This is a genomic window from Stenotrophomonas sp. B1-1, assembly GCF_010894375.1.
Taxonomy (GTDB): Bacteria; Pseudomonadota; Gammaproteobacteria; order Xanthomonadales; family Xanthomonadaceae; genus Stenotrophomonas.
Genome location: NZ_JAAIUZ010000013.1, coordinates 159,832 through 171,452, shown reverse-complemented (window position 1 = coordinate 171,452; position 11,621 = coordinate 159,832). Strand labels below are relative to the sequence as shown.

Here is an 11,621-nt window from a genome sequence, read left to right as displayed (position 1 = left end):
CGTAGCTCGGGCCTTCCTGCTTCAGCGCGGACACGGGGCCGTAACTGCCAGCGACCCGCTCCCGCTTGTAATCACATCTCAACGGACCCAGTGGCAGCGCGACGTTGGCTGACCACCACCACTTTCGGCTGTACTTGATCCGGACCGAAGCTTTCAATCGGGACACTGAGCACTACTATCGGCCCGCCGGACTCGCTATGACTTTCTTACGGTCTGCGCGGTACCGCTTTTGGCTTTCGAGTGGCTCATAGGCAGCGCAGATGGGCGCTGAGAGCCCGGCACGAATCGCTTCAGATCGACGAGGCGAAACTGTTGGTGCGAGCGCAACCTATCTCCCGCGCCCTCCCAAGGGTGTTGCGCGACGCCCTTCTGTCAGCTCCCTGTAAGAATGTTGGGGCATATGCCAAAAAGGCAATTGAAGTCCAACTCAAATTGTGGTCTGTTTCACCGAGCCGGACGCGATGCTTGGGGGAGCGGCGCTCGGGACAGCATTCTTCGGATGCCTACGCCAGTTAAGGGGGGAGTCGCGCACTATGGTCGGACAGTCGAAGTTGGCTTACGTGCCCCGCGATGACGCGCTAGGCAGGGTCTTAGACCTGCTCGGTAGCGGCAAGCACGTGGCACTATTCTCGCCGCCGGGTCAGGGAAAGACCGCATTTTTGCGTTACGAGCTGATGCCAGCCGCGCTTAAAGCCGGATGGTTCGCTGCACACATCGGCCTGGCGACCGCGATAGCCGATCCCGTGTTAGGGCTCATACGCGGCCTCGAGTGTGCCGCGCTTTGGTCCGGCGACCCCGTCTCTCGTCAGGTAGAGCGGAGTGTTCGAATGGAATTCTCTCGATTGCGCTGGGGATGTCCAGTTGTTGAGATTGCTGGCGGACCGACGCAGTGCTACATGCCAACCCAAGCAACAGCGGGTTCTGAAGCCGAACGTCTGGCTTCAGCGATGGATGTATTAGGCGGTACCGCAAAGCGTGCGGTGATTATGATTGACGCTTTCGGCACGATTGGCGCGAGTGAAGACAAGCACAATTGTATGGCGGTGCTAAGAGCGAGAATGGAGCAGCTACGCGGCAACCTGTCGCTCCTCTTTGTCGAGCCTTCGCGAACTAACTTGATAGAGCTCTTTCGCAGCGCACAAGCTCCACTTTTTGGGTTGGCAGAGATAGTCAAGCTCGCTCCCTTGGCAGAACCCTTCTTGAGGTCGCGGTTGGCGTTTGCTGAAGTGCATGGGGTGACTGAAGTGGATCTCCCGCGGCTTGCCGAGGTATTTGAACGGCTGAAGCACGTACCGAGCTTTTTAGATCAAGTGATCATCGATGCCGCTCAGCGGGGAGAGAGCACGATCGATGTGGCAACTGCTCGCTGGGAACTTGGCGCAATAGGTACTCACATGCCTGCGATCAATAAGCTCAATGCACTAGAGCGCGCGCTACTGATCTGGCTTGCTTTTCCGGGTACGCGACCGATCTACTCAGTGGCTGCACGTCGAGCGCTCGCCTGGATTCAGGGTGCACAAGAGCAGCCGTCCGTTACCCGGACTCAGTCCGCTGTCAAACGGCTGCTTGGATTAGGCTACATCGAATGGTCAGGGGTCGTAGGCCGCTATCATATTCGGGCGCCCGACCTGGCCGTAGCCCTAGGTGCTATGGCGGGGGACGTCGCGTCTATACAGGCTGGGGAGGTAGAGGAACTCTAGGCCAAGCTCGTGTGTGGCCTCGTTTATGACGAGTAACCTGCAGCTCGCCGCCGCAAGGGAGGGACGTCAAGCTTTGCACGCCCAACCACAGTTAGTAATGAGGGCCGCTATCGCGTCTGCAGTTATCAATGACATCTCAAACGCCGCGTGGGTTGAATAAGCCAACGCGATGGGGCAGAGGCAGATATATCGTTAACATCCTATGCAATTCTCCGGCCGCAGCGGACGTGCTCCCCCATTTGCAACGGCGTCGCCATCACAGGGTAGGGCGTTCGCGCTCGGGGAGCGCTCCGAGCGCGGGCCGTCCAAGTAATTCAAACGCATAGGGCGTCCCGCCTCGCTTGGGTGAGAAGTACTGTGCCCCAAAAAAGGGATTGAGAATTAGCCCGGGTACTTGGCCATACCCTCATCCACCACGGCCAACAGATCGGTGGCGTTTCAGATCAGACGCGTGCCTGCGGAAGCTGCCATCGCGCACCAGCCTGGACCGTCTGCGGACTGCTTCTTGTAGTCGGCCAGATAGAAGCTGGCCGCTCGGTGTATTCATGGAAAAGCGCGAGGCTCGCGGCTGTTCGTACCGGGATACCCATAGCCGCGGCAAGCCATGCCGTGGCCGAGCAGGGCGCTGGCCGTGGCGAGGTGCGATATGGCGGCGCGCGGGTTCTTCCTCACATAGTGCGTGACCCGGTCTCGCCCCGGGTCATCCTGGTCCAGGGCAGTCTGTTCGGTTTCGAACAGATTGGAAAGGGCTTTGTAGAAATGCGTCAGCTTGGGCCGGGCCGCTGGTTGTGGTCTCGCCGGAACGGCGCTACTCCTTGGCCATCGGTTCAAGCGCTGCGAAGTTTTCATCCTGCAGCAGAGCGTCCACATACATCTGGATGCCTTGGTGTTGGGCGTACTCGTGAGGGGAGGCTTGGGACGGGGCGGCGTGTGCGGTACCGACGGCGCAAAGTGTGGCCAACGCAGCCGAGCAGGCGAGCTCCAGTGAGACCGGCGAGCGCATGGCAACACTTCTGGTCTGAGGGCCACGTTCGATCGTGGGTGGCGGCCGGAACCCTCGCCGAGTGTAGCTGGATATCTGGCCACGAGCCCCTTGGGCCATCTGCAGCCGCTGGCCGTCTGTTCGGGGCCAATGCGATAACGGCCTGCCCCCTCCGCGCGATAGCTGCCTCAAAATACTGCTTCATTGAAGTGCCCCTCATCGCGCCGGCGCTGGGTCCGAAACCGTGGGGGCAGGAGTGGCCTGGTGCCTGGCCAACAGAGAAGACGTATTGCCGAACGGTACGCGGCAGTATGGGCAATCTTGGCAGGCTTCAATCGCTCGATCTATGGTGCCCCAGGCCACCGCAACTTCGTCGGTTGTAAGTGGCGGAAAGCGCCGCCGAAGAAACGTCGCCCGCATCTCCTGCGGCAGGCTGACGAGGCTCAGACGGTCCGCAACGTCGGGAATGAGGACCATCAATGGTTGCAACGAAGCGTCCACGTGGCCTGATCGGTCCTGGTCTTGCAGTATCAGGTCAAGGTGCAGGCGCGAGAGCGCGGCCACGCCTGACGCGATGACATCGTCCAAGCCGGGGCAGGAGGCTGGAACGAAGCAATATCCCCCCTCCAGGCGGGCTACGGCGTGTGGTGGCGCGGGCGAAAACGCCTGCTTGCATAGTGTTGCGGTGGACTGCTGGGCTTGCGCCAGTTGAACGCTTGCTGCCAAGCACAGCATGCCCATCTGAATTCTTGTTGAAGGTCTCATCGAAAGGACTGCCGATCACCAGATTTGGCACCAATACGCCCGTTCGGGCGCGCTATGCGTGAATCCGACAAGTGTTCACGGCGCGTTCTTTAATCGGCCTTTTGTCTCAGGCAACATGAAGACAGCGGAAGATCACTGGCTGGCCTCTGCGTTTAGACTACTTCTTGGCAGGTACCCACCTATTGCCAGCTCCTCCGTCGCTGGCACGGTGGCGTGCCAGAGGCCTGGGCCGGCCCCTCGGCTGGCCTTACATGTGCCTGCCTCATCCCCCTGCCGAGGCGGGTACTTGGAGAACCCGTCAATTTGCGCCTTGCTGAGTGGACTCGGTAGACGAACCCAGTTGGTCAACCATCCAGTCCACTGTAGCCCGGACCTGTTCATCGGTGAGGTACGGATTCCCCCCTCGGGGTGGCATGAAGCGTCCATCCGCGCCACGCTTCCCCTCAATCGCGTGCCGATACAGCATGGGCCTCCCCTGTGCGAGACGGGGTTGCCACAGCGCTGGAATCAGGGGGGGAGCGATGTCCGTCTTGGATGAATGGCAGTTCGCGCAGATCTGCTGATATAGCTGTCGCCCGTCCGTCGAGCCGCCCATCACCATGGTGGGTGTCCGCTCGCGCGGTGTGCTGGGTGGAGCCGACCGGAGCGGCAGCCACGCTAATGCGAGGAGCGCGATCCCAGCAGCGATGCCGACAAGCGCCAGCAGCATGCGTTCCAATTGTCGTGAACGTGGCCTGTGTCCGTTCAAACGGGCTCTCCTTGAAATAGTTTCTTGCGAAATATTTTGAGAGAAGACGTGATGCTCAGATCAACCTGGGGCGTCTTCACGCAGCTCTCCTATTGAAAAGGCTCAACGAATATGAGCATCTACCGTAAAGTGCGGCCATCGGGGGGGGGGATTGAGTCGCCGGAGCTGGGCCTCGGCTGCGTATTCGAGCATTGCGCCGTGACGCCCAGGTGAATCCGAAATTTTCCACTGGTAGCTGCCTCCATTGCGCGCACTGCTGCGTATAGGACGACAGATACCCGCCGAGATCTGCTATGGCCTCTGTAGCTCCCCTCCTCCCCCCATCGACGCTGGCGCCTGCTGCGCAGGTTGCAGCGCTGGTTCGATACTGCCAACACCATAGAGACCATCGGCGAGCAGCTCTGCCACATCGACCGGTTGCGCGCCGTTTCGTTCGCGTTGATGCACGTAGCGTACATCGCGGTGATCCGGGTGGGTATCTCGTGGGCGGCGGTAGCCATTGCCGCAGCACTCCACACGGTGCGCATGTTCGCCATCACCGCGTTCTATCACCGCTACTTCTCCACCGAACCTTCCAGGCATCGCGAACGGTGCAGTTCGTGTGTTCGCGTTGATCGGGTGCCTCCAGCGTGCAGCGGGCCGCTGTGGTGGGCCGCCCACCATCGCCACCATCATTGGCATGCCGATCAGCCGCTGAGGGCAAGGAACGGCAGGAGCCGTGCAGAAGGGGAAAATATAATGTTGTGCACAGCAAAACTCTCTTATATTCCACGCGAGGATGCTTTCTCGAGGGTCATGGATTGCCTGGGCACCGGCGCGCATGTTGCATTGCTCGCGCCTCGATCCCAAGGCAAGACGGCATTTCTCCGAAATGAAGTGATGCCGGGTGCGCATCGCGCAGGATGGTTGGCATTTCGCATCGATCTTCTCGGCACGGGACCGGATCCGATGGCTGGATTAGTCCGGGGGCTTGAATCGGTGGAATGGCTTGCTCATCACTACCACTCGGGTGTTGCAGTCAAGGCGCCGCCTGTGTCGCGGCCCAGATTGGGATGGCCTACCGTCGAGGTGGCAGGAGGGGCCACGTACTCCTATGTGGTTCCTAGCGAGGAGCGAATATCCATCGCCGAGCGCCTTGCATCTGCGCTTGAAGCAATTGCCCGCCTGTCAACGCGAATCGTCATCCTTATCGAAGGGTTTTCCAACATCGACCTGGCCGATCCACACCAATCGATGCCTGTCCTGCGCCGGCTGATGAAGGCATTGAAAGGGTCCATCACGTTCCTGTTCGCGGAATCCTCCCGTGCGGCACTGGTGGATGTATTTCGTAGCGCCCGCGCGCCGCTCTATGAGATGGTGGAGATCATCAAGCTCGCGCCGCTTTCCTGCCAGTTTGTCAAATCGCGAGCCAGCTTCGCGCAGCAGGAGGCCGGGCTCGACCTCGATGTGAATCACCTCTACCAAGCCTTTCAACATGTGCACCATGTCCCATCATTTCTCGATGAAGTCATCATGGACGCCATCTACTACGGCGAACCCGATGTCTTTAAGGTACTCGAACGCTGGGAGCTGGGCATTGTCGGAACGCAGGCCGGCATTCTGCACCGGCTGACCGCCCTCGAGTTTTCATTATTGATATGGTTGTCCCTGCCCGGGGAACGGAACATCTATGGAAGCCGTGCTCGCGAAGCGTTGGGCGACATCATGGGGGGGGCGCAGCAGCCCAGCACTACTCGCGTGCAGGCGGCCATGCGCCGCTTGACAGCGCTCGCTTATATCGAGTCCGGGAGCAGGGTCGGCGAATACACCATCCCCGATCCGAGGCTGGCCATCGCATTGAGGGCCCTCGCTGCACATCTAATGGATGGGACGCGATGCGGAGCGCACTGAGTAATCTCGATGATTTGCTTACTGTCCCATGGTGCAGCTGGACACCTCCAGAGGGATTTATCCTTGGGCCGACACGAACTGGGGGCAGGTCATCTATAGATTGGATAGCGCAAACAAGGCCCAACCTGTGCGTTGCTCTTGACCAGGTCGCGATAGCGCACCTTTGGTGTAGTCGAACGGGCCTTGGCACTGCAGGTATGCATTGACCGACTTACACATCCTGGCGCCCAGTCCACGCGTCTACAACAACCGACGGAACTCGTTGAGGAACAACCCGCGGCGCGTCTTCTTGCGCTGGCCCAGACCTTCCGCATTACCATCTGTAAACGGCATGGCGGGCCCTTCAACGCCTATCTGAGGGACCACATGACTGGCGGCCATCGACCCGCACTACCATCGCAATTCCTGCAGATCTGCTCGAACCATCCTTAGAGCCTACTCGTCACGATGGATCTCGAGGAACGCTATCCCCGGCGTTACAAGAACCGTGATAGGTAACGCGCACGTCCAGGTCGTCACGTACACCGAATACTATGCTTCGGCTGCCGCGGTCGAGCCTGGACAGGTCGTAGCGCAGGCGGTTTACACAGACAAACGGTACTAGCAATTACTCAAGCTGTACTGACCAGGCATCGACTGTGACGGCCTATGGGAAGTTCAGCGATACGCCCTGGGTAGGCAGCGATGCATGCACCGTCTCCGATGTGTGATCGATCCTGCTGGCGTCGCCGCTGGTGCTGATCTTCGCCACAATCTCCACCTCCTTCAGCAGACCGAACGAGCCGGTGGGCATCGGGCTGTCGTCCGCGTCCAGTCGGAAGTTCGGCGGCAGGCTGCCCAGCGTAAATCGCTTGACCGCCAGTGGCATGCCCTTGCCGCCTGACGCGCGCACCAGGATGAATACCACCGATTCCGGCGGCAGTGCCTGCCGCAGGGCGGGGGAGAGGCCGAGCTCGACGGGGATGCTGATGGTCTTCGCTGTTCCGTCCGTGGTCTCGCCGGCAAGCGCGATCTGCCGGGCCACGATCCCTGCCTCCTTTTCCGGTAGCTGGGGCAGAAGGGTCCTCCAGACCTCTACTGCATCTGCCCTGCGTTCGCGCTGCATTAGTGCGATGCCCAGCAGCCAGCCAGCCCTGGGCGTACCCGGTTTGATGGCTTGTGCTTGCTGCAGCCAGCCCAGCGAGACGTCGTCGAAGTAGCGGCCTTCGTCCACAGAGGCGCGCGCCTCGGCGGCTTCAACCAGCAGCGCGGCGTCGCCAGGCCTCAACGACACGGCCTTGCCGTAGGCATCCATCTGCTCAGATCCCCGCCCCGCCCGCCGCTCGGCGCGGGCCAGCTCCAGCCAACGATCTGCGTTGGTGGGCTGGAACGCCAGCAGGTAGCGCAGCTGTCCGCTGAGGTCGTTCGCTTTGGGAAGATGGCGGGCGGCAAGCGCGGCAGCCGGGTCGCCGATGAAGCAGTACGCACCGCCTACCCCCAGCCCGCCGATAAGGCTCAGGAGCAGGAGGATGGCACCGTTGATGGGGCGAATGAAGAGCAGAACGGCCGCGCAGGAAAGCGTGCCGGCGGCGACGGCGACGACGGCGAGCAGCATTTGCATGGGAGCCTCATGTCAGGAAGGGCGCCTGCTTCTAGGGCGTTGGGAGTTGGTAGCATCGGCACGGAATCGGCGATCGGCGGCGGTGATAAACCCCCCTGCCGCGATCATCAGCGCGCCTAGCCAGATGAGCCGCACGAAGGGCTTGATATGTACGCGAATGGCCCAGGCACCGTCGCCCAGGGAATCTCCCAGCGTGGCGTAAGTGTCGCCGGCGAACCGGGCGTCGATACCTGCCTCGGTCATCACCTGGCCGCCAGCGGCATACAGGCGGCGCTCGGGCCGAAGGACACCCAGCTCGCGCTCGCCATCGAACACGCGCAGTTCCGCCTGGTCGGCCACATAGTTGGGGCCTTCCCGATGCGTGACGCCGATGAATCGCACACGGTACTGCCCTACGCTGACCTGCTTGCTGGGCTCGAGCGCGACCTCGTGCTGTACGCTCAGGGCTTCCACCAGCAAGGCGCCCGCCAGGAAAACACCGACGCCGCAGTGGCCCAAGACCATACCCATCATTTCTGCGCTCATCTGCCTGCCGGCGCCGAGGTGCTGCCAGGTGAAACGGGCGGTGCCCAGAACCACCCAAGCCGTAGCAGCCAGGCCGATGCCTGCCTTCCATTCGTTCTGCGGCGCGCGCCACCAGGCCAGCAGTCCCAGTGCAAGCGCCAGCAGCAACCATGGCACAGCCAGCGCGGTGGCGGTATTCGTCTGATCGCGCTGCCATCGGACCAGCGGACCAAACGGCAGAAGCAGAATGGCGGGCGCCATCAACACCAGGAACAGGCTGCCGAAGTAGGGCGGACCTACCGATACCTTGCCGAGGCCGAAGGCATCGGCAAGCAGCGGGTACAGCGTGCCCAGCAGCACCATGGCGCACGCACTTCCCAGGAGTAGGTTGTTGGCCAGCAGCAGCGTTTCGCGCGAGAGGGGCGTAAAGTCGCGGCGAGGGTCATTGGCGTCCAGCTGTAGCCGCCCGGCGCGCAGTGCGTACAGCAGTAAGCTGCCGCCCACCAACAGCGCCAGGAAGATAAGAATGAACAGCCCGCGCGCGGGGTCGGCGGCGAAGGAGTGAACACTGGTGAGCACACCGGAACGAACCAGGAACGTGCCCAGCATCGACAGTGCGAAGGTGGCGATGGCAAGAAGCAATGACCAGCTGCCAAAGATGCCTCGCTTCTCGGTTACCGCCTGCGAGTGGATGAGGGCGGTGCCGACCAGCCAAGGCATGAAGCTGGCGTTCTCCACCGGGTCCCAGAACCACCAGCCGCCCCAGCCAAGCTCGTAGTAGGCCCACCAACTGCCCAGCGCAATACCGACGGTAAGAAATCCCCACGCGGCGTTCGTCCATGGGCGGACCCAGCGCAGCCAGCCCTGCTCTGTGCAACCTTCCAGCATAACGGCAATGGCAAAGGCGAACGGCACCGAGAAGCCTACGTAGCCAAAGTAAAGCACGGGCGGGTGAATGATCAGACCGGGGTCCTGCAGCAGGGGGTTGAGATCCTTGCCCTCCAGAGGAGAGGGGTTGAGGCGCTCGAACGGGTTGGAGGTGAACACCAGGAAGGAAAGGAAGCCCACGCTGACCATGCCCAGCACGGCCAGCATGCGCGCCTGTAACGATAACGGCAGGGTGCGTGTACCCAGCGCAACGGCGCCGGTCCATACGCCGAGCACGAGCGCCCACAGCAGCAACGAGCCTTCGTGCGCAGCCCATACGGCCGAAAAGCGGTACACCATGGGCAGCACGGAATTGGAGTTGTTGACCACGTAGGTGACCGAGAAGTCCTGCGTGACGAACAGTCCGGTAAGCACCGCGAATGCCGCTGCCATCAAGAGCAGTTGTGCGAAGGCAGCCGGGCGTGCGACCTTCATCCATGCGTCGTTGGCGACGTAGGCGCCCCACAGCGGAATGATGGTCTGCAGCAGTGCTGTAAGCAGAGCACACAGCAACAGAATTTGCCCGAACTCTGCGCTCATGGCGGCGTACCCTCCGCCAGTGTGCCCGGCGTACTAGGTGCCTGTACTGCATGTTTCTGGTGTGCCTTACCCATCTTGCTGGCCACCTCCTGCGGCATGTAGGTTTCGTCATGCTTGGCGAGTACCTCCGTCCCTACAAAGTAGTCGTCCTTGCGCTGTCCCGTCACGATGACGCCCTGGCCTTCCCGGAACAGGTCCGGCAGTACCTGCTCGCTGCGCACGCGCAGCTGAGCATCGCCATCGGTGACCGTGAACCAGGTGACGAGCGAGCCCGGCTCGCGCTGGAGCGAGCCCTTGGCCACCATGCCGCCCAGGCGAAAGCGCATCTGCCCGGCTTCACCCCGCAGCACCTCTGAGGGGGTGTACAGATACGCCACGTTCCGCTGCAGGGCCAAGGCTACCAAGCAGGTCGCCAGTCCGGACGCGGCCGTCAATGCGAGCACCAAGAGCATCCGGCGGCGCTGGGAGGCGTTCATCGGGTGAGCTCCCGAAGCCAGTCGGTCGCGTTGCGAGCAGGGTCACGCTGCAGCTGCTTGCGGCGGCTTTTCATCACAAGCTGCCGCGCACGCCGCAATCGAAGCAGAGAGCCGAGCGCGTCGATCACCAGCAACCCCAGGAATACCGAATAGGCGGCCACCACATAGACGAGGTACGTCATGCGTCGTCCCCCAGCAGCCTCCGGCGGGTCCAGCTTTTGCCAGCCTCGCGCGTCAGATTGTCGGCACGTGCCTTGGCCAGCACTGAGCCAGCAAACCAGAACTTAGTTGCGATCACCATCATCCATAGCGGCAGCGCCATGCTGGCGTCGAGGGTAGAAGGGCCGAACACTCGAATGGTGGTGCCCTGATGCAGGCTCTCCCACCAAACCACCGAGTAACGAATGACGGGCAGTAACGCCAGGCCGACAATGGCCATCAGCCCGGCAGCACGTGCCGCCGCGCGACGGTCGTCGATAGCGTTGTACAGGCCGATGATGCCCAGGTAAAGAAGCAGGAGCACCAGTTCAGTGGTAAGACGAGGATCCCAGTCCCACCAGGTGCCCCACATCGGCTTTCCCCACAAACTGCCGGTCAGCAGTGTAATCGCGGTGAACCCGGCACCGATAGGCGCGCACGCCATAGCAAGGATCTCGCAGATCTTGATCCTCCAGATCTGCGCGATGGCGGCATACAACGCCATCACTGCGAACACGAACATGCTCATCCAGGCGCTGGGGACATGCACGAACAGAATGCGGAAGCTATCGCCCTGCTGGTAGTCCGGAGGCACCACGAGCAGCGCCTGCCACGCACCCAGAACCAGAAAGGGGAGGCCCGCCAGGTAGCACGCCAGGGCGCCGTGCTTCGCCACCCGGTCGAAGTACGGTGGCGAACCCAGCATGTGGAGCCAGCGCAGGAGGCGCCTCATGCGCGCTCCCTTCGGCCAGCGCTACCCTGATCGCTCCCGCTCGCCCTGACTTCAAGCGATTGCCTGAAGTACAGCGCGATTCCCGCCCGGCGCGCCTTGGCTTGTCGCAGAAGCTGCTGCTCGATCAACGGGTAGCCACTAATGCATCCGGGAATGACCAGCTCCATCTGGATGGTTGTTACGATCGTGTAACCCATGCGGGCCAGCATGTGGCTCGCGTGCTCTATTGCCAAATCGCGGTCATCGGCGCGCACGCACGCATATGCGTAGATGAGCTTGCGAATGAAGGGCTCTCTGACGACCGTCATTCGAATCAGAAAGATCTGCTTCATGCCTGCTCCCCGCTCGCTACCCCTTGCGGAAGAACCTAGCGCGACTCCAGTTGCTTGGGCAACAGAAATTGCGGGCAAGAGGAAAAGTCGTACGCGGCGTGCATAATATTAATTCGTTAATTTTATACAAAATCCATCCAAGGTCACGACAGCTTCTGTTCACGGGAGATCTACGCGTCCGTAGAGCTTAATTTCGCCATGCCATCCCTGGTGGAGACAGGACGTG

General features: G+C 61.5%; 8 protein-coding genes. 2 read left to right on the top strand and 6 right to left on the bottom strand.

Going from position 1 to position 11,621, the window contains the following annotated elements; all coding sequences use genetic code 11:
* The first annotated feature begins 827 nt into the window (after positions 1-827).
* On the top strand, positions 828-1,700 hold the full coding sequence (locus G4G00_RS12425) for a hypothetical protein (protein ID WP_164273979.1): 873 nt from the start codon (positions 828-830) through the stop codon (positions 1,698-1,700).
* Between the two features lie 2,843 nt (positions 1,701-4,543).
* Positions 4,544-6,085 (top strand): hypothetical protein, encoded by a 1,542-nt coding sequence (locus G4G00_RS22010; protein ID WP_240336146.1) that lies wholly within the window; start codon positions 4,544-4,546, stop codon positions 6,083-6,085.
* 646 nt (positions 6,086-6,731) lie between these two features.
* On the opposite strand, the gene G4G00_RS12410 is transcribed toward G4G00_RS22010, so the two are convergent.
* From G4G00_RS12410 to G4G00_RS12385, 6 genes are read right to left on the bottom strand one after another with little or no spacing between them, the layout of a single operon-like run.
* A complete protein-coding gene (locus G4G00_RS12410) occupies positions 6,732-7,685 on the bottom strand; it encodes a cytochrome C biogenesis protein (protein ID WP_164273973.1) in 954 nt (317 codons plus the stop codon).
* A 12-nt stretch (positions 7,686-7,697) separates the two neighbouring features.
* Positions 7,698-9,656, bottom strand: coding sequence for a heme lyase CcmF/NrfE family subunit (locus G4G00_RS12405; protein ID WP_164273970.1), 1,959 nt, complete (start codon positions 9,654-9,656; stop codon positions 7,698-7,700).
* Positions 9,653-10,132, bottom strand: a complete 480-nt coding sequence (gene ccmE / locus G4G00_RS12400) for a cytochrome c maturation protein CcmE (RefSeq protein ID WP_164273967.1) — start codon at positions 10,130-10,132, stop codon at positions 9,653-9,655. Before ccmE ends, G4G00_RS12405 begins: the two co-directional genes overlap by 4 nt.
* Positions 10,129-10,314, bottom strand: coding sequence for a heme exporter protein CcmD (locus tag G4G00_RS12395; protein ID WP_164273964.1), 186 nt, complete (start codon positions 10,312-10,314; stop codon positions 10,129-10,131). The genes ccmE and G4G00_RS12395 overlap by 4 nt, the downstream gene beginning before the upstream one ends.
* Positions 10,311-11,063: a heme ABC transporter permease CcmC gene (ccmC, locus tag G4G00_RS12390; RefSeq protein ID WP_164273961.1), complete on the bottom strand. Its 753-nt coding sequence runs from the start codon at positions 11,061-11,063 to the stop codon at positions 10,311-10,313. The genes G4G00_RS12395 and ccmC overlap by 4 nt, the downstream gene beginning before the upstream one ends.
* Complete coding sequence (locus tag G4G00_RS12385) at positions 11,060-11,395, bottom strand: hypothetical protein (RefSeq protein ID WP_164273943.1); 336 nt, start codon at positions 11,393-11,395, stop codon at positions 11,060-11,062. Before G4G00_RS12385 ends, ccmC begins: the two co-directional genes overlap by 4 nt.
* Positions 11,396-11,621: the final 226 nt, after the last annotated feature.